14 protein-coding genes are annotated in these 18,870 nt (G+C 33.6%); 11 read left to right on the top strand and 3 right to left on the bottom strand.

The window, feature by feature from the left end; all coding sequences use genetic code 11:
• Positions 1 to 64 precede the first annotated feature (64 nt).
• A complete protein-coding gene (locus ACFSW4_RS01985; RefSeq protein ID WP_054754875.1) occupies positions 65 to 1,441 on the top strand; it encodes an outer membrane protein assembly factor BamB family protein in 1,377 nt (458 codons plus the stop codon).
• Positions 1,442 to 1,465: 24 nt separating this feature from the next.
• Here the strand turns inward: ACFSW4_RS01985 and tagD are convergent, their stop codons facing one another.
• A complete protein-coding gene (tagD, locus tag ACFSW4_RS01980) occupies positions 1,466 to 1,864 on the bottom strand; it encodes a glycerol-3-phosphate cytidylyltransferase (protein ID WP_377327139.1) in 399 nt (132 codons plus the stop codon).
• 206 nt (positions 1,865 to 2,070) lie between these two features.
• On the opposite strand from tagD, the gene ACFSW4_RS01975 reads away from it, so the two are divergent.
• Together ACFSW4_RS01975 and ACFSW4_RS01970 are read left to right on the top strand one after the other, a co-directional pair.
• Entirely contained in the window at positions 2,071 to 3,078 is a 1,008-nt protein-coding gene (locus ACFSW4_RS01975) for an acyltransferase (RefSeq protein ID WP_377327137.1), read from the top strand.
• A gap of 104 nt (positions 3,079 to 3,182) precedes the next feature.
• A complete protein-coding gene (locus tag ACFSW4_RS01970) occupies positions 3,183 to 5,435 on the top strand; it encodes a CDP-glycerol glycerophosphotransferase family protein (protein WP_377327135.1) in 2,253 nt (750 codons plus the stop codon).
• 29 nt (positions 5,436 to 5,464) lie between these two features.
• Here the strand turns inward: ACFSW4_RS01970 and ACFSW4_RS01965 are convergent, their stop codons facing one another.
• Together ACFSW4_RS01965 and ACFSW4_RS01960 are read right to left on the bottom strand one after the other, a co-directional pair.
• A complete protein-coding gene (locus ACFSW4_RS01965) occupies positions 5,465 to 8,089 on the bottom strand; it encodes an SH3 domain-containing protein (protein ID WP_377327133.1) in 2,625 nt (874 codons plus the stop codon).
• A gap of 187 nt (positions 8,090 to 8,276) precedes the next feature.
• Complete coding sequence (locus ACFSW4_RS01960) at positions 8,277 to 9,461, bottom strand: O-antigen ligase family protein (protein WP_377327131.1); 1,185 nt, start codon at positions 9,459 to 9,461, stop codon at positions 8,277 to 8,279.
• Between the two features lie 87 nt (positions 9,462 to 9,548).
• Here ACFSW4_RS01960 and ACFSW4_RS01955 point away from each other — a divergent pair, with 87 nt between their 5' ends.
• The 8 genes from ACFSW4_RS01955 to cysQ all read left to right on the top strand — a co-directional run bounded on the left by ACFSW4_RS01955 (position 9,549) and on the right by cysQ (position 18,689).
• Positions 9,549 to 10,733, top strand: coding sequence for a CDP-glycerol glycerophosphotransferase family protein (locus tag ACFSW4_RS01955; protein WP_377327129.1), 1,185 nt, complete (start codon positions 9,549 to 9,551; stop codon positions 10,731 to 10,733).
• 96 nt (positions 10,734 to 10,829) lie between these two features.
• A complete protein-coding gene (locus ACFSW4_RS01950; RefSeq protein WP_054754886.1) occupies positions 10,830 to 11,645 on the top strand; it encodes an ABC transporter permease in 816 nt (271 codons plus the stop codon).
• 18 nt (positions 11,646 to 11,663) lie between these two features.
• Positions 11,664 to 12,470 (top strand): teichoic acids export ABC transporter ATP-binding subunit TagH, encoded by an 807-nt coding sequence (gene tagH / locus ACFSW4_RS01945; RefSeq protein ID WP_054754887.1) that lies wholly within the window; start codon positions 11,664 to 11,666, stop codon positions 12,468 to 12,470.
• A 213-nt stretch (positions 12,471 to 12,683) separates the two neighbouring features.
• Positions 12,684 to 14,195 carry a glycosyltransferase gene (locus tag ACFSW4_RS01940; RefSeq protein WP_377327127.1) on the top strand — a complete coding sequence of 504 codons (1,512 nt, stop codon included), beginning with the start codon at positions 12,684 to 12,686 and terminating at the stop codon, positions 14,193 to 14,195.
• Positions 14,196 to 14,322: 127 nt separating this feature from the next.
• Positions 14,323 to 15,480, top strand: coding sequence for a sulfate adenylyltransferase (gene sat, locus ACFSW4_RS01935; protein WP_377327125.1), 1,158 nt, complete (start codon positions 14,323 to 14,325; stop codon positions 15,478 to 15,480).
• A 16-nt stretch (positions 15,481 to 15,496) separates the two neighbouring features.
• Positions 15,497 to 17,281: an SLC13 family permease gene (locus ACFSW4_RS01930; RefSeq protein WP_377327123.1), complete on the top strand. Its 1,785-nt coding sequence runs from the start codon at positions 15,497 to 15,499 to the stop codon at positions 17,279 to 17,281.
• A gap of 11 nt (positions 17,282 to 17,292) precedes the next feature.
• Positions 17,293 to 17,898, top strand: a complete 606-nt coding sequence (gene cysC / locus ACFSW4_RS01925) for an adenylyl-sulfate kinase (RefSeq protein WP_054755036.1) — start codon at positions 17,293 to 17,295, stop codon at positions 17,896 to 17,898.
• Between the two features lie 2 nt (positions 17,899 to 17,900).
• Complete coding sequence (cysQ, locus tag ACFSW4_RS01920) at positions 17,901 to 18,689, top strand: 3'(2'),5'-bisphosphate nucleotidase CysQ (RefSeq protein ID WP_054755037.1); 789 nt, start codon at positions 17,901 to 17,903, stop codon at positions 18,687 to 18,689.
• Positions 18,690 to 18,870 lie beyond the last annotated feature (181 nt).

Below are 18,870 nucleotides of genomic sequence, written 5' to 3'. Positions count from 1 at the left end.
ATATTAGCATAAACTACACTTATCATAATGAAAAAGTGAACTCAAATCAAATTAGGAGGATATTATGAAATCGAAATTAATTCTTTTTAGTACAATCATCGCAATTTTTATTTTACCAATCAGTAGTTTAGCTGAGTCATTTGGTCCTGATAACTGGCATCAGTACAGATTAAACAGTGACAAAAATGCAGTATTTGATAACGGTTCAGAACCATTAGAGGAATTAAAGCTTAAAACTGCCGATGAAATTAGAGCCACTCCAGTAGTAGTTGGAAATAAGTTATATGTAGGTAACCATAATTCTGGGGATCTATTTGCCTTTGACTTAACAACTGGTGAACAGTTGTGGAACAGTAAAGCGCCTAACTGGATTCATTCTGAAATGATTTATAATGAAGGTACGTTATATGTTGGGTTTGGTAATCGCTATTTTCAGGATAATGGAATAAGAGGAACTGGTGAGAGTGGCGTGCTAGCAGTAGATGCTGAAACTGGCGAAGAAGTTTGGAAGTTTAATACAGAAGGTGAAGTCATGCCGACTCCTGCATATAAAGATGGGTATGTATATGCGGCGACAGGGGACAAGCACCTTTATAAAATTGACGCCGAAACAGGCGAACAGGTACATCAAGAAGAGTTAGGCTCAACAGTTAGTATGTCGTCCCCTAACATTACGGGTGATACTCTGTATGTTGGTGGAAGTGGACCTAAGCCATATATGTTCTATGCCTACGATTTAGAAAATGACTCAATTAAATGGAAAACTCCATTTAAAGATGTCGTCGCTGGGCTTGATGATGTTCCTGTTGCGGTTTCAGATAATATTGCGATTACGACAGCTGTAGAAGGAAGTTATGAAGATCCAAACCATAAAATTTATGCATTAGACACTGAAACTGGAGAAATCAATTGGGAAGATAGCTTTGGAAAAGGCGATATGGTTAAAAATAATAAATCCGGAGCACCTATTATTTACGAAGGCAACGTATATGTAGGAAGCCCAATTACTAAGACATTCTACGCCTATGATCTTAAGACGGGTGAAAGGTTATGGACATTTAAAGATGAGGTCATGAAAGCACCGCCTGTAGCTAAAGATGGAATCGTATACTTTACCAACACTGTTGGAGTAGTGAATGCCTTAGATGCTGAAACAGGTGAACTGTTAAATTCTAAAGAGCTAGGCGGCACATTAGCTCCATCAGGTCCAATTATCATCAATGATACACTAATTGTAGGTAGTCAGGATTCAAATGTTTATGTCGTGCCTCTTAATAATATAGTGAATTCAATTCAAAACGGGGATGAAGAACCCTCAGAGTCTAATGAAACGAGTGAGGAAGAGGTAGCTCCTGATGCGGATAACAATTATTTATGGTATGCCGTTTTAATCATTTTAGCGATTGCAGTTGTAGCCTTTATAATGAAACGTAAAAAATAAGGAGATGGGCGCTCGCCCGTCTCCTTATTTTGAATCAATCGTATTTAAATCTTCCTTAATTTTTGTAGTTGAAATGCCTTCTGTACGTGGTAAGTAGACAACTTCACAGTAGTCTTTTAAGAAATCAAATTCGCCTTCCCAGTCATGTCCCATAACGAAAAGATCAACATCATGCTTTTGAACATCCTTCACTTTTTGACCCCAATCCTTTTCAGGAATGACCTCATCTACGTACTTAACAGCTTCTAAAATGTATTTACGATCCTCATAACTATAATAAGCCTTTTTATCTTTAATCGCGTTAAATTCATCTGTAGAAACAGCAACAATTAGGTAATCACCCAATGCTTTAGCACGTTTAAGTAAATTTATATGTCCTACGTGTAGTAAATCAAAAGTCCCGTAGGTTAATACTTTTTTCATTTCAATACTCCTCCTAAAATCCACTGGTGTCTTTTCATAAATATTACCTTTAATTTTATCATTTGTTGTCGATTAAGCAAATTAAATCACAATTACAGAATTATATCAAACATTATAACATGATTAAAAATAATCATATTCAGTTTTGTTTTATAAATAAAAGGGTTATTAAATAGGGTATGTATTATGAAGTAAGGTGATTAAGGTTGATAAATTACGTAGTAAAATTAAGAGCATACGCCATATTAGCAGTTGTACTTATTCATTCAACTATGACGTTTGTGATTAATGAAGAAATTGGTTCACTAGGTTGGTGGACTGGAAACTTTATAGACGGCAGTGCCAGATGGTGCGTTCCAATATTTTTTATGATTAGCGGGATGCTACTACTAGACCGAGAAGAACCTGTGAAGACTGTTCTAAATAAACGAGTAGTCAAATTGTTAATTCCTTTAGTCATATGGTCGTTCTTTTATTCGTTTTGGGATTTAAGGTTTGGTTTTAACGATTTTTCGTTTAAAGAAGGATTAATTGATTTATATTCCAATGATGCCAAGTATCATTTGTGGTATTTATATGCAGCTATTGGATTGTACCTTGCACTGCCGTTATTTAGGGTGTTTGTAAGGCATGCTAAGAGGCAAGAAATCTTGTATGTTATTCTTGTTTCATTTGGGATTAGTGCAGTAGCAACAACTGTCGATAAAATATATGGCATTAAAGCTCCAGTAGGATTTGAGTATTTCTTGGGTTACGGCAGCTTTTTATTGTTGGGCTATTATATGGCAAAGTTTGAAATTAAATACTCAAGACTCATTTACTTGATGGGGGCTTTGGCTATATTTGTAACGATTATTGGAACATGGTATGTAAGCAGCTTGCAAAATGATTTAAATCAAGTCTTTTACGAGTATTTATCGTTTACGACTCCCATTGCAGCTGGTGCATTATTTCTTTATATGAAAAATCATGATTCCAATAAAGTTTCGAATGTCATTGCAAAATTGTCAAAGTATAGTTTTGGAATTTATTTAATACATCCGATCTTCATTGACCTATTAAGATCGGAAGAGTTAGAAAGTCTGTTCAACTTCTCAGTAAATCAATTACCGACATTATTAAATATATTACTAACTTTAGTTTTAGCTACTATTTTTAGTATATTAATAGCAAAGTTATTAAGTAGAATTCCGGTGTTAAAAAAGTTAGTGTAAATGTATAAATTATTTGAGCGCTCGAAAAGTTCTGTTTTTATAAGCTTATAAGAGTGTAGTTTGTTATAATAATATCGGAATGTATTTAATACTTGGAGGTTGCTATGAAAGCGTCTAATATTGAAAAATCATCCCCAAAAATAAGTAACATATCATTTGATAATCATCATTTAATGATAGAAATAGATTTTAAAGAACGTACTGAACAATTATTAGTCATAAATCGTGAGACACAAGAGGAATATTATATAGATCAGACTTCTAATTTCACTTATAAATTAAACCTAAGTATGTTTAATCAAAGTACTTGGGATTTCTATATTAAAAATAAAGATAACCATTATAGAATTAAAACAAGTGATGAAAAACCTTTAGGAGAATCATATATATTTTATAATAACAAAACAAATAGCTTAATGAATATCAAACCCTATAAAACAGTTAAAGGATCATTTTCATTAAGTATTCTAAATGACACAGTTAAGTTAGAAAACCTTAAAACATTTAAGGAACATACGAACGTTTCAATAGGAGGATTCTTTAGGATCATAAATCCTGATTTTATTGACTTAGATTCTATCAAGCTAAAACTTAAAAGAAATGGCGAAGAAGAGTATTTGGAATTTCCAGTAGAAATGCAGGAATCAAGTATTCAATCTTTATACATGATTAAATCAAATTTAGATTACACTAAATTTACTCGTGATAGCATTGAACCCGATAAGTGGCATGCTTATTTAGAATTAAGTAATGAGCATCTAATACGCTTGCAAATAGATGAAGGAAGTTTTGAAGCAGAGACTTCATATTTATTTACAGATTATCCGTATTATATATGCTTATACCAGACAGTAAATGAAAACTTATCTGTAAAAATAGAAAGATTAAAGATTATGAGAGATGTAAAATCCTTTGAATTGAATAATCATAGATTGGAATTAAGGGGCAACTCTTATTTTATAAATGAATTAAATTCTCAAAGGTTTAAGAAAGAGATTATTATTAAACAAAGGTACTCTAATCAAAAGGTTAAATTCCAGCCTGATTATAATGGAAATGAATTTTACTGTAGTATAAGTCTAAAACATTTATTTATTTTTAACTCGGACAAGCAACCTATATTGGATTTATATATTCGTTACTCTAATGACCATTATTTTATAGAGAGAAAACTTGGAGAAGAAAATTATCAATTTTACAAAGACGGTGTATTAGGTAAAGGCATTATTAGAGATAAATCAACATTTAATTATTTTTACCTAACAAATACTCCTTCTGGAAATCTTAAGCTACAGATATTTTCTATTAGTTTATTAAAGCATTTGTATTTAAGGTATTTTCAGGATTTAGACAGGAAACTTTTTAAACATCAAGATGTATGGTTAGTAGGTGAGCGTTATGATACAGCACAAGATACGGGGTACTACTTCTTTAAGTATTGCCGCGAACACCATCCAAGAAAAAAAGTCTATTACGTGATTGATTCGAACTCTAAAGACGTAAAAAACCTTAAACCTTATAGAAAAGTCATCAAATATGGTTCCTTCAAACATTTTAGATTAAGTGCCATTGCGAAAAAATTTATTGGTTCACATGAGATTGAATATTTTCTCCCTATGAAAGCCATTGAATTTTCATCTTATAAATTAGGAAAAAGAATTTTCTTACAGCATGGTGTCCTTGGAAGAAGGAAAGTTGAATATTATAAGAGTGATTATCAATATCCTTTTCATAGGTTTATTGTAAGTTCAGATGATGAAAAACAGTTAGTGACAAATGAAATGGGTTATAAACCTAAAGAAGTAAAGGTAACTGGTCTTACTCGTTTTGATGGGTTATATGATTATAAAGGTACGAATCAAAAATCAATTTTGTTGATGCCTACATGGAGATATTGGCTTAATAATGAAAGGAAGTTTTTGAATTCGGAGTATTTTAGTCGCTATCACCATTTGTTATCAGATCCTAAACTGCATCATCTGTTGGAAGAGCATAATGTGGAACTAAATTTTTATCCTCATTATAGAGTTCAACCTTATATTAAATATTTTAGTCAGGACTATCACAAGAACATTCATTTAGTTGAGTTAGGGGAAAAAAGCGTTCAACAATTGCTTTTAAACCATGGATTATTAATTACTGATTATTCATCTGTTTCGATTGACTTCAACTATTTGAACAGACCTGTTATATTCTATCATTTTGATTTTGATAAGTTTTTTGAAAATGGTATATTACGTGCTCCTGAACATACTTTCATAGGAGATATTGTTAAAGAGAATGAAGAGTTAATTAACCGAATAAAGTATTATTTGGAAAACGATTTGAAAGAAANTAAAGTAGTAAATAATGCATAAAAAATTCGGGGCATCAATGCCCCGAATTTTTATTTTCTTTCATTTATAAAGTCACCGTGAACCCATCCAGTATCAGATGTTCCAGGAATATAGACTTTATACCATCCGTTATCTGTAACTAAGTTACCCTTATTTAGCACACCAGCTACAAATTGCGAACTTTCTAATGAACCAATGTCATCAGAATTTGTATCTGGAGATTTACGGATATTTAAGTGAGGATCAACTTCTTTAACCTGTAATAAATTATCTAACTCTACAAAATCACTATGTGCCCAACCTTGATTGCCATCAAAGATGACTTTATACCAAGTGTTATTACCATTAACCGTATCGCCTGTAGCATATCCTAAGACTTGTACCTTACTACCGTCAGGAATACTATCAATAACAGATGAACTAGTTGAAGGCTTACTTCTTAAGTTAAGGTTGTCTCCACCAGAACTTGTGGTACCTTCTACACCTTCAGGATAAGCTACTAAACTATTACCTGAATCGTTCGATCCATCATCACCGGAACCACCACTAGAAGTACCAGTATACTCAGGTATATCGAAAAATAGTACATAGTTATTGATTAGGGCGTATAAATCAGCTATACGGTAAGTTTGTGCAAGTGCCCAGTTTACATCTGTAGCATATTGGTGGTCACCAGGGCTATCTGGATTCCAACGCATTTTATAAAGAGTGTCTTGTCCTGCTTGAATATAATTGACAGAGATGAATTTAGCACCACCGACAATCGCTTCTTCAGGAGTAAACCAACCTTGTTCATATGCGTAAAGAGCACCACATTCTAATGCACAGTTATCATTTGCTCCAATGCCGTACATGTTATAAACAACATGATCAACTTTTGGATCTCCAGTATCTTTAATGACCGTTGGATTTTTCGTATCAGTATCGATACCTACTCCAGTAGAAAGTTTAGCTGTACCGTTACCAGTTTCATGAAGTGCATGTGCTAATAAGTAAACTTCATTCATTGAGTGGGTTTCACCAGCCTGAATGAATGAGGCTCCTGTTCCTCTTAAGATTCCTTTATCATATAGAATCTTATTATTAACTTCCTTAGCCTTTAAGCCGGCTGGTTGCGATAAAACTAAATACTGGAAGAAATTATCTGCATTACGATCTTGGAAGTTTTCTGGATCAGCATAGTATTGTACTTCATCTCTTGTGGCATTTCTAAATCCACCATCGTCCCAAATTTGAGGGCTTTTGCTCATCCAGACGTCCACTAAATCTTCAAATGCAGCGTCATATTCGGTTTCTTCTTCTTGAACTTTTTCTGTGCTGACATCATTAACATGAATGTAGCCATTTTTCCTCTTACCATTCACATAAACTAAAGCCTCGTACCAAGAATCAGAAAAAGTCTTGAATAGTAGATGTGTGTTCTTGCTATATGATTTTAATACATTGGAAGAACGAGAAGCACGACTGTATATTTTAGTAGGGCTTTTTATACCGACACCTTGTAATGACTCCTGTTTTTTAAATGCATTTTCAACATCATTAACATGAATGTATCCAGTACGACGCTTGCCATTCACATATACAATGGCTTCGTGCCAGTTATCAGTTAGGGTTGTGTACCAAAGTACGGAACCTTCCGCATATGACTTTAATACATTCCCATCTCTGGATAATCTAGAGTAAACTTTAGTGCGGTCTTTTGTTCCAATCCCACGTAAAGTTGTTTGTTCATTTAGCTTTGTTTCAACATCGCTTTTGTGAATATAACCAGTTCGACGCTGACCATTAACATATACTATAGCTTCATACCAATGACCTGAGAAAGTCTTATAAAGTAATGTTGAACCTGTTCCATATGATTTAAGAACATTTGAGTGAGTCGATGGGTCAGCATAAATAGGAGTTCGATCCTTAGCAATACCTCTGACTGAAGTTTGATTGTTTACTAGATTATCAACATCACCATGAAAAATATATCCTGTAGTTGCTTTGCCATTAATGTAAACTAAAGCTTCATACCAATTAGAAGATAAGGTTTTATAATACAAGATATTTCCACTATCATAAGACTTTAAGACTTTTGAATCTTTACTAGCTAACGAGTAAATTTTTGTTGGCTCTTTATAAGCAACGCCTTTTAATTGTTCTTGATTTTTTACTATGTTTTCAACGTCATTCTTATTTATGTATACATATTGGCGTTTACCATTGTTGTATACAAAAGCCTTATACCAGTCACTTGTGTAAGTCTCATAGTATAATAAATGTCCTTGTGGATAGGATTTAGCTGTTCCTAGATTTCTAGAGGCTTCACGATACATATGGGTGTTATCTTTAAGAGCTAATCCTTTTAAATTTTTAGGATTGTCTGTTGCTGTATCAACGTCTGAGGAGTGAATGTACCCAGTATGACGATCTCCATCTACAAAAACTATGGCTTTATACCAATTTGAAGTGTGTGTAAAATAAAGCAATATAGATCCTTTATCATATGTTTTAAGAGTTTTTGAATCCCGACTAGTAGATTGATAGATGTGGGTAGGATCTTTTAATGCAACACCTTCTAAGGCCGAACTATCTGCTTCTAAAGTTTTTGCAGAAGCATTAAATAAACCAAAAAACAAGACAACTGAAGTTAAAACAACTAACCATTTAAGGTGTTTCTTGTGTGTCAATTGATGATTCCCCCATTATTGTTAATAATTAATGAGGTTAGGCATTTGTTTGTAGAGTGTAAAATAATAGATTAGTAGATTCGTGATCCTTTAAACCACCTCCAAATATCGACATAAATCTACTTGTAATAGAATATCATAGAAATGTAATTTTTACATCCTTATTTTTAACTAGTTTTAATGTTTGTTATCTTTCATTAAAACTGATTCCAATAGTAATAATTAACCACTGGAGATAGCTTAAGGATAGATTATTGATAAAGAGACTGTATTCCATACTTTGGTAAAAAAGAATGCCGATGAAAAAGCAGGCGGACCATGCACCAACATATGTATGGCTATTTTTAAGTAGCGCTTTCCATATGAAAAATAATAATATACAAAAGGCGATTAGACCGAGAAAACCAGTTTCAAGAAAAACTTGTAAGTATTGATTATGAGAAGATAAAGTAAACTCAGTAACTTCTTTTGGTTGTAAGCCTATACCATGTCCAAAAATAGGCTGTTTTAGTCCAACCTGCCAAATAGCTTCCCATAATTCACTTCTACCTGAAAAAAAGCTTTTAGAAAAATACTTGAGAGATAATTCATTAAGTTGTTTGCCAAATGACGTATTAACTAATGTTACGTAAAAATAAACAAAAATTAATACAAAAGGAAGCACAACAAAATAAAGCTTTGAGAACATTGAATTGAAGAGCTTATATGTGAGCATGGAAGCTAATACTAGAATTAGTGCTAAAAATACGGCTCTTGATGTCGTTGAGTATAATACTATAAGGTTCATTAAAATAAAAATCATAAAGTAAATTTTAAATCCAAAATGAACATATTTAATTGCAATGATTTGGAAAAAGAGTAAGCAAAACGTTGCGATCCCTAAACCATTAGGGTTCCAAAAAACACTTTTAAATTTACCGATCGGAAAATCTAATACAAACCAATGTAGAAATAAAAATAATACAAAAAAGTTAACGATGTGCCCAAAAGATACAACATGATTTGGAGTCCATTGAACATTTATGAAGATAATCGTTAAAGTAAATGTAAGAAATAAATATAATAAAGTTGTATTTTCAACATAATTTTCATTTTGAAAATGGCTAATGAGATAAATTACTCCCAATATACCTAAACTAAAATAAATGTGTTTGAATTTTATTAAGTTATTGTATAACTTGCCGAAGTAAATAATGGTATATATGAGAAGTATAATAGCACTTAAATATAAAACGTACTCTATGGTAAAACGGCCAACATCTTTAACATCACCAGGGAAACTACTAATTTCTAATAAATTGATTAATAATATAGGAAATAGTAATAGACCAAAGTATTGAAGAAAGTTCATTTCTTTATTGTAGGGCAACATGATTAATAACTCCTTTTTATTCATTCGCATTTTATATTATAATTTTTATATGTTTAAATTGAAAGCCTGTAAATGAAGGAGAATAATATGAAGAGACTCATTAGGAAATTTATGCGTGGAAAGAAAGCTCAAAAAATATATCGAATTATCTTTAAAATAGTAGGGCTCTTACCCAAAAAACATAATTTAGTTATCTTTGAAAGCTTCCATGGTAAACAATATAGCGATAGCCCTAGAGCCATTTATGAATATATGAAAAAGCACCATCCAGAAGCAAGATTAATTTGGAGTGTGGATCGTAGGTATACTAGGTTGTTTGAAGAATTGAATCTACCTTTTGTTCAGAGATTTACACCAAAGTGGTTTTGGTTAATGCCTAGAGCTCAATATTGGGTGAATAACGTTAGATTACCTAACTGGTTACCTAAACCTAAAAAAACGCAGTACATACAGACTTGGCATGGAACACCTTTAAAACGATTAGGCACAGATATAGAAGAAGTTCGAATGCCAGGAACAACCACAGAAAAATATAAAAGAAACTTTGTGAATGAAGCTAAAAATTGGGACTATTTAGTGTCTCCGAATGCTTATTCCACAGAGATTTTCAAGCGAGCATTCGATTATAAAGGGCATATGATTGAAAGCGGGTATCCGAGAAACGACTTTCTCATTAACCATACAAAAAACGATGTTGATACGATTAAAAAACAATTAAACATTCCTGCAGACAAGAAAGTCATACTATATGCACCAACTTGGAGAGATGATGAGTACTATAGAGTTGGCCAATATAAATTCGATATTAAATTAGATTTACATAAACTGAAATCAACAATTGGCGATGACTATGTGATATTATTGCGCATGCATTATTTAATCGCTGAGAATATCGAACTATCGAGTTTTGAAGGGTTCGCCTATGATGTCTCGAATCACTTAGATATCCGTGAACTGTATGTGATATCTGATATGTTAATTACGGATTACTCATCTGTGTTCTTTGATTACGCAAATCTGAGAAGGCCGATGATCTTTTATGTTTATGATTTGGAAAAATATAAAGATCAGCTAAGAGGCTTTTATTTCAACCTAGAAGAAAATGCTCCTGGCCCACTTACTAGAACTACAGATGAAGTGCTAAAAGAAATTCAGGAATATGCCGAGCAAGATGAGCCTGCTGAACATTTTGAACAGTTTTATAAGAAGTTCTGCTATTTAGAGGATGGTAGATCTGCAGAACAAGTTGTTAATACATTCTACAAGAAATAGTAACATTCAAGACCTTGCATTGTACCTGAAAATATAAGATAATACAGGTTGTTTGTTTTATGAAATTTTCTTTTGAATACGGAAAGTAGGAATAGTATGCGTGCAGCAATGACTGTGTTAAAAGAACAGTTTAAATATTTTTATTTAGTTAGAAGACTTTCTGTTTATGAGTTAAAAAGCAATGCTTCGGCTAATTACCTGGGTATGGCTTGGGAAGTAATTCAGCCTGCTATTCAAATCGCAATATATTGGTTTGTTTTTGGTTTTGGTTTAAGGGGGAAAGCACCAATTGCAGGTGTTGATTTCTTCCATTGGATGTTAGCCGGAATTGTTGTTTGGTTTATGATCAGCCAAGGAATCTTAAAAGGTACAAAATCGATATTTTCTAAGATTAAAATACTCTCTAAAATGAATTTTCCGATGAGTGTTATTCCTAACTATATGGTTTTTGCACAATTCTATCCGCATTTATTATTGTTAGGAATCGTTATAATTGTGATGCAATTTTTAGGTTATACGGTTAATATTTATTATTTACAGCTACCAATTTACATGTTTGGAGCATTAGCAGCATTATTTAGCATCACACTCATAACTTCTACTTTAGCGACAATCGTTCAGGACGTTCAAAAATTAATTCAATCCGTTATGAGAATGTTGTTATATCTATCACCAATATTGTGGCCACCACAAATATTAGGTGATAAATTTCCTATGATTGTTACTATTATGAAGCTAAATCCTTTTTATTACATTATAGAAGGGTATCGTAGAGCAATCTTAGGTCAAGGTTGGTATTTTATTGATAATTGGCAGTACTCACTGTATTTCTGGTCGTTAGTGATTGTCTTATTTATCATTGGTGCAGCTTTACATGTGAAGTTCAGAAGACACTTTGTAGACTTTATTTAATAAATGGGTGTGACAAAAATGGAAAAGTCCGTAATTGTAAGAAATGTATCTAAAAGGTATAAGCTTTATGGTCGTAAGTTAGAAAGATTAAAAGATTTATTAATTCCACGCAAATCATATGGGAAAGAATTTTTTGCTTTAAGGGATGTCTCTTTTGAAGCAGAAAAAGGAGATATTATAGGGTTTGTGGGAGTGAATGGGTCTGGTAAGTCTACGTTATCCAATATAATTGCCGGTGTTATCCCAGAAACATCTGGAGAAGTCACAGTGAATGGACAGGCAGCATTAATTGCCGTGAATATCGGGTTGGATCGAAAATTATCAGGTCGAGAAAACATTGAACTAAAGCTCTTGATGCTCGGGTTTAATAAAAAGGAAATCAGTGAGTTGGAAGAGGAAATAATAGAATTCTCAGAGCTTGGAGAGTTTATCGATCAACCTGTGAAATCTTATTCAAGTGGTATGAAATCAAGGTTAGGTTTCTCAATTTCTGTAAATGTTGACCCAGACATTCTAATCATTGATGAAGCACTCTCAGTTGGAGATAAGGCCTTCGCAGAAAAAAGTCTAGCTAAAATGATGGAATTTAAAGAGGCTGGGAAAACAATGTTTTTCGTTAGTCACTCAATAGGACAAATGAGATCTTTTTGTGAAAAAGCATTGTGGTTAGAGTTCGGAGAAGTTAAGATGTTTGGTCAAGCTGGCGAAGTATTAGATGAGTATGAAGCCTTCCTCGATAATTATAAGAATATGACTAAAAAAGAAAAGAAAAAATTTCAAAAGAAGGCTGCTAAAAAACGCAGCAAACGTCAAAAACACAGCTAATTGGCTGTGTTTTTTTTATGTTTTATGAGTAAGAAGTAAGAGCATTAATGAATTTAATTTAATTGTAAACACATTGTAATGGAAATTAGTTCATTTATAGGATTTAATTTTATACTTGAATACTTATGATTATTACAGGGTATAAATGAATTATAAATATTCTTTCATCATGATAATTATAACTAGCATAGAACATAGAAAGAAGGGTTAATTATGAATTATGTTGTGACGACAACTCTTCCTCCAACATTTGGTGGTAGAACGAAAGCATTATTAAAACGTACAAAGTTACTAGTTGAAAAAGAAAATTATAAATTTACATTGGTTACCACAAATTATAACAATGACTATGAAGACATATATCAACATTATTTAGACTCAAACTTTGTGCCTAAATCTGTTGATTTTATTAATATTTATGATTTTTTAAAGAGTGATCAAAAGAAAAAGAAATACCCTATCATTAACCATAAGACTGAAATGCAAGGATACACTGTTCATAAAGTAGAGGGTAAGAAGAGAACGTACAGATATTTCAAAGATGGTGTGTATGAGATGTACAAGCGTTTTAACCATCCAAATAAAAACTTGAAATTTATTGACTATATGTCTCCTAATTCATCTAAAAGAATTAAAAGAGAAGAATTTGATCAAGAAGGTTATCTTCATAGAAAGATTTATTATAAACAAAATACTTTAAATAAAACTCAAGAAATAATGTTCAAGAAAGATGGTAATGCATACGTTAATCGTTTGTTTAAAGGTGACCCAAATAACACGGTTACTTCTGTAGTTTATTTTGATAAGGATGAGACGTACTTCTTTGATAGTGAAAGTGATTTTTATAAGTTTTGCTTTGAGAAAATTATTCAACCAAACAGTCAAGTAATTTCTGATGCTAGGAATTTGGATCAAGCTTTAATAGAGATGAATACTGATAACGTGAAGAAGATAGCAGTTCAACACTCCACATTTCACAAATTAGAAGATACAAGTGAAGTTAGGGGAGCTTATCGGTACTTGTTAGATTATTCTAAGCACATAGATTACATGGTTTTTCTAACTGAAGGTCAAAAAGAGAATTGGGAAAAAATTTGTGATTATACAGCTAACACTGTTACAATCCCCCACAGCATTAAGTTAAATGAAACTATTGACAAAAAAACAAACAGAGACCCAAATAAATTTGTTATTGTAAGTAGGTTGCATCCTGGGAAGCAAATTGATCATGCGATAAGGGCATTCGCTAAAGCTTCTTCTTCAAACCCTAATATATATTTAGAAATCTATGGTGATGGAGAAGAAGAACGCAAATTAAATAAACTAATAAAAGAATTGAACATGGAAAATCGTATAGAGCTGAAAGGCCGTACGAATGAACCCGACTTAGTATTCCAAAGTGCTCATTGTTCATTATTTACTAGTGGATTTGAAGGGTTAGGGTTGACAATTTTAGAAAGTTTAAATAATGGGTGCCCTGTTATTAGTTACGATATTAAATATGGCCCTTCTGAGATGATCGTAGATGATGAGTCAGGGTACCTAGTTGAACCAAACAACATTGAAGATCTGACTAGCCATATTTTAAAAACAGCCAAACGAAATGATTTTAACCCCAGAGTTCCTAAGAAATATAGCGAAGAAAGGTTTATTAATAATTGGTCTGAACTATTAGGAAGGCCTAACAATAATTTTTTTATAGATAAGCTTAAAAAAATTCTATAATCTTAAATCCTCCATTTGATGGGGGATTTTTTAAATTCAAAAGAAAAATCGACAATTTTATGCTATAATTTACAACGGTATACTTAAAAGATATAATCAACATGGATTAAAGACTAGGAGGTAGATTATGACGCAACTCATAGAAGCTCACGGAGGAGAATTAGTCAACCGTGAAGTCATTGGTGCAGATCGAGAAAAGGCTTTAGAAGAAGCTAAAAGCCTTAAAACATTAGAAGTAAATAATTGGGAAATCTCAGATATTGAGTTAATCGGTATTGGAGGCTTTAGCCCACTTACAGGTTTTATGGGGAAAGAGGATTATGAGAGTGTAATCAATAACACTCGTTTAGCAAACGGAACTGTATGGAGCATTCCAATTACTCTATCAGTGTCAAAAGAGAAAGCGAATGAATTTGAAGTTGGCGAAAAGGTTGCTCTTAAAGGTCAAGACGGTGTCGTTTATGCAACGTTAACAGTTGAAGAAACCTTTGAAGCTAACAAAGAATTAGAAGCTAAAAATGTTTATGGCACAACAGATGAAGCACATCCAGGGGTTAAAAAGCTTTATGAACGTGGAGATATCTACATAGGTGGGCCGATTACATTATTAAATCGCCCAGATCATGGTGAATTTACGGATTTCTATATGGACCCTAAAGAAACGCGTCAAATGTTTAAAGACTTAGGTTGGAAAACAATTGTTGGGTTCCAAACTCGTAACCCTGTACACCGTGCTCATGAACATATTCAAAAAACAGCACTAGAAGCAGTTGACGGTTTATTACTAAACCCATTAGTGGGTGAAACGAAATCAGATGACATTCCAGCAGACGTCCGTATGGAAAGTTATCAAGTTATCTTGAAAAATTACTACGTTGAAGATCGCGTCCGTTTAGTTATTTACCCTGCCGCTATGCGTTATGCAGGACCAAAAGAAGCTATTTTACATGCGATTGTACGTAAGAACTATGGTTGTACACACTTCATTGTTGGCCGTGACCACGCTGGTGTAGGCGATTACTACGGCACATACGATGCACAGACATTAATTGAGCAATTTGAGGATGAATTAGGTATGACCATCTTCAAATTTGAGCATGCGTTCTATTGCACGGTTTGTGAGAACATGGCATCAGCTAAGACATGCCCTCATGATAAAGAGAACCATGTACATTTAAGCGGAACGAAAGTACGCGAAATGTTAAGAAATGGAGAGAGACCTCCAAAAGAATTCTCTAGACCAGAAGTTGCTGATGTATTGATTAAAGGAATGCAGCAAGCATAAAAGGGGAATTATCCCAATGACTATAGAAATGACTATTGTCTTAGTCGTAACTTTAGCCATGTTGGTCGGGCTACTCTTTGAAGTAGCCAGGCCTGACATGGTTGTTTTTACAGCATTAACTGTATTATTACTACTAGGTATTTTAACGCCACAAGAGGCTCTTAAAGGCTTTTCGAATGAAGGAATGCTAACGATTGCCTTATTATTCGTCGTCGCTGGGGCTGTTAAGAAAAGTGGCATCATTGATCGCTTGATGAAAAAGTGGCTAGAAAATACACGTTCCATGTCTGGAATTACAGGGAAGTTTTTTGCGCCCTTATCCGTATTTTCTGCTTTTCTTAACAATACACCCATAGTGGTGACATTTACACCTGTATTAAGAAGATGGTGCCAGGAGAAAGGTATCGCACCTTCGAAGCTATTAATCCCTTTATCATATATTACGATCCTTGGTGGTACGATTACTTTAATGGGAACTTCCACCAACTTAGTGGTTCATGGTATGTTAAAGGAATTTGGTTATGAAGGGTTCTCTTTCTTTCAATTAGCCGTAGTAGGAATACCCATTACAATAGTTGGTCTTATTTATTTGACCACAATCGCACCAAGAATTCTACCAGCATATAAAACCTTTCAGGATAAAATGAAAGACGACACACGAGAATACATAGCAGAGCTTACAGTCATGAATGATTTTCCGCATATCAATCAATCAGTTAAAAAAGCAGGCTTACGTGACTTAAAGGGCTTATTTCTAATTGAAATCATTAGAAATAATGAAATTGTATCACCTGTTGAACCAGGAACGGTTATACGTACTGGAGACCGGCTGATTTTTACTGGGCTCATTTCAACAATCGCCGATTTAGAAAAAGTAAAAGGTTTACAATTGGAAACTGGAACACATCTAAAGCTTGAAGATCTGAAAAATGGGAACGGAGAAACACAGTTAATTGAAGCGGTTGTATCACACCAGTCTTCGTTACTATCTAAATCTATCAAACAATCTCAATTTCGTTCCAAATTTGATGCAGGAGTCATAGCCGTTCATCGTAATAATGAACGCATTAATAGTAAGATTGGGGATATTATTTTAAAACCTGGTGATACGCTTTTATTATTAACTGGGTCAGACTTCATAGAGAAGAACAGACTATCAAATGACTTTTATGTCATTTCATCATTAGATACACCTAAAGAACTGAATGAAGATCCGAAACAGGGTTGGTTCTCAATTATATTGCTCATCACGATGGTGATGCTAGTAGCAACTGGAATATTAAGCATGTTTAAAGCGATGCTATTAGCTGTGTTAATCTTATTACTAAGCAACATCGTTAACCCAGATGAAGCTAAAGGGTATATCCAGTTCCACGTCTTATTATTAATTGCAAGTGCGATAGGAGTTGGAACCGCCATAACGAAAACAGGGTTAGCCGAGTTAGCCGCTGAGCAAGCTTTAAATTTAGCACAGCCTCTAGGTATGATCGCCGTGATTTTGTTTGTCTATTTGTTAACGAATATTTTTACGGAGTTAATCACAAATGCAGCAGCAGCTGTATTAATGCTTCCAATTGGCATTGAGATGGCTAGTCAGCTAAATATTGACCCAATGGCCTTTGCAGTTACTATTGCGATTGCTGCGTCAGCTAGTTTTATTACACCAATAGGTTACCAGACAAATTTAATTGTCTACGGGCCAGGTGGTTATAAGTTTAGTGATTATATAAAAGTGGGCTTACCATTGTCCATTATGGTTATGATTGTCACTACAACAATAGTTAATTTTATTTGGATATAGGAGGAAAAAATATGACTAAATCAGAAAATATCGTTTGGCATGATTCTAAAGTAACTCAGGAACACCGCATGAAACTAAATGGTCATAAAAGTGCAGTTTTATGGTTTACTGGCCTATCAGGTGCAGGGAAATCTACTGTTTCAGTTGAAGTAGAAAAAGAATTATATAATTTAGGTGTTCATACTTATCGTTTAGATGGCGATAATGTCCGTCATGGTTTAAATAATAACCTTGGTTTCAGTGCTGAGGATCGTGCTGAAAACATTAGACGTGTTGGTGAAGTCGCAAAGCTTATGTCAGATGCAGGCTTATTAACATTAACAGCGTTTATTTCACCGTATAGAGAAGATCGTGATAAGGTTAGAGAAATTATGAACGAAGGGGAATTCATTGAAGTATTCGTTAAGTGTGACCTTGACGTTTGTGAATCTAGAGACCCTAAAGGGTTATACAAAAAAGCCCGTGCAGGTGAAATCAAAGGATTTACAGGGATTGACGATCCATATGAAGAACCAAACAACCCTGAATTAGTAATCGAAACAGATAAGAATTCACTGGAAGAATGTGTTCAGCAAGTTGTTAAACACTTAAAAGACAAAGGATACTTAGAGGTATAATGATGTTAAAAGAAACGATTCAAATTGCAATAGATGCAGGAAAAGAAATTATGGATATTTATCAGCATGACTTTGATGTTGAGTATAAAGAGGACGAATCCCCTTTAACGATTGCTGATCAACGATCTCATGAGGTGATTCAAAAAGGGTTAACTGATGCGTTCCCTAATATTCCTGTTCTTAGTGAAGAAGGGGCGGATATTCCATATGAGAATCGAAAGGATTGGAATCAGTTCTGGTTAGTAGACCCTTTAGATGGAACGAAGGAATTTATTAAGAAGAACGGGGAATTTACAGTTAATATTGCACTTGTTAAAGGTCAGTATCCTACATTAGGTGTGATATACGCTCCTGCTTTAGACGTGTTATACGTTGGAGAACAAGACAAAGGTGCGTTTAAGATTAATGATGCTTCTAAGGTTACGATTAATACCGATGAAGATATACTTAATAAGGCACAAAAGCTACCAATTGTACAAGATTCAAGCTTAGTGAAAGTGGTGGCAAGTCGTTCACACATGTCTAAAGAAACAGAAGATTTTATTAATGAACTGAAAGAAAAACATAACGAAGTAGAAACAGTATCTTCAGGAAGCTCATTAAAGTTCTGTTTAGTTGCAGAAGGGGAAGCTAATTATTACCCTAGATACGCACCGACAATGGAATGGGATACGGGTGCAGGTCAGGCTATTGTTGAAGCAGCAGGTAAACAGGTATTACGTTATGAAGATCAAAAACGATTCTACTACAATCGAGAAAACTTAAAGAATGGCTGGTTTCTAGTTAAATAGAGAAATAGGCAAGGATAAGGAAAAGACTTATTAGAAATCGAATAGTGTGAGTGTTATTTGCGTAGTCAAAATGCGTAGACTCCCTCGGGAAATGTTGTCATACCAGCCAATAGTAAGCTTATAAATTTTTTTTAAAAAACTATAGTTAACTTCCATAAAGATTAAATGACATTTCTGTAAT

Origin of the sequence: Piscibacillus salipiscarius (genome assembly GCF_042685285.1) — a bacterium.
Taxonomy (GTDB): domain Bacteria; phylum Bacillota; class Bacilli; order Bacillales; family Alkalibacillaceae; genus Piscibacillus; species Piscibacillus salipiscarius.
The sequence above is the reverse complement of the archived record's forward strand: the minus strand, read 5'-3'. Positions and strand labels throughout refer to the sequence as shown.

What these genes read in the sequence shown, in the direction of transcription:
- ACFSW4_RS01950 (WP_054754886.1), top strand. Translation starts at nt 10,830, where the DNA reads ATGCGTGCAGCAATGACTGTGTTAAAAGAACAGTTTAAATATTTTTAT.
- ACFSW4_RS01985 (WP_054754875.1), top strand. Translation starts at nt 65, where the DNA reads ATGAAATCGAAATTAATTCTTTTTAGTACAATCATCGCAATTTTTATT.
- sat (WP_377327125.1), top strand. Translation starts at nt 14,323, where the DNA reads ATGACGCAACTCATAGAAGCTCACGGAGGAGAATTAGTCAACCGTGAA.
- tagD (WP_377327139.1), bottom strand. Translation starts at nt 1,864, where the DNA reads ATGAAAAAAGTATTAACCTACGGGACTTTTGATTTACTACACGTAGGA.
- tagH (WP_054754887.1), top strand. Translation starts at nt 11,664, where the DNA reads ATGGAAAAGTCCGTAATTGTAAGAAATGTATCTAAAAGGTATAAGCTT.
- ACFSW4_RS01930 (WP_377327123.1), top strand. Translation starts at nt 15,497, where the DNA reads ATGACTATAGAAATGACTATTGTCTTAGTCGTAACTTTAGCCATGTTG.
- ACFSW4_RS01940 (WP_377327127.1), top strand. Translation starts at nt 12,684, where the DNA reads ATGAATTATGTTGTGACGACAACTCTTCCTCCAACATTTGGTGGTAGA.
- ACFSW4_RS01960 (WP_377327131.1), bottom strand. Translation starts at nt 9,461, where the DNA reads ATGTTGCCCTACAATAAAGAAATGAACTTTCTTCAATACTTTGGTCTA.
- cysC (WP_054755036.1), top strand. Translation starts at nt 17,293, where the DNA reads ATGACTAAATCAGAAAATATCGTTTGGCATGATTCTAAAGTAACTCAG.
- ACFSW4_RS01955 (WP_377327129.1), top strand. Translation starts at nt 9,549, where the DNA reads ATGAAGAGACTCATTAGGAAATTTATGCGTGGAAAGAAAGCTCAAAAA.
- cysQ (WP_054755037.1), top strand. Translation starts at nt 17,901, where the DNA reads ATGTTAAAAGAAACGATTCAAATTGCAATAGATGCAGGAAAAGAAATT.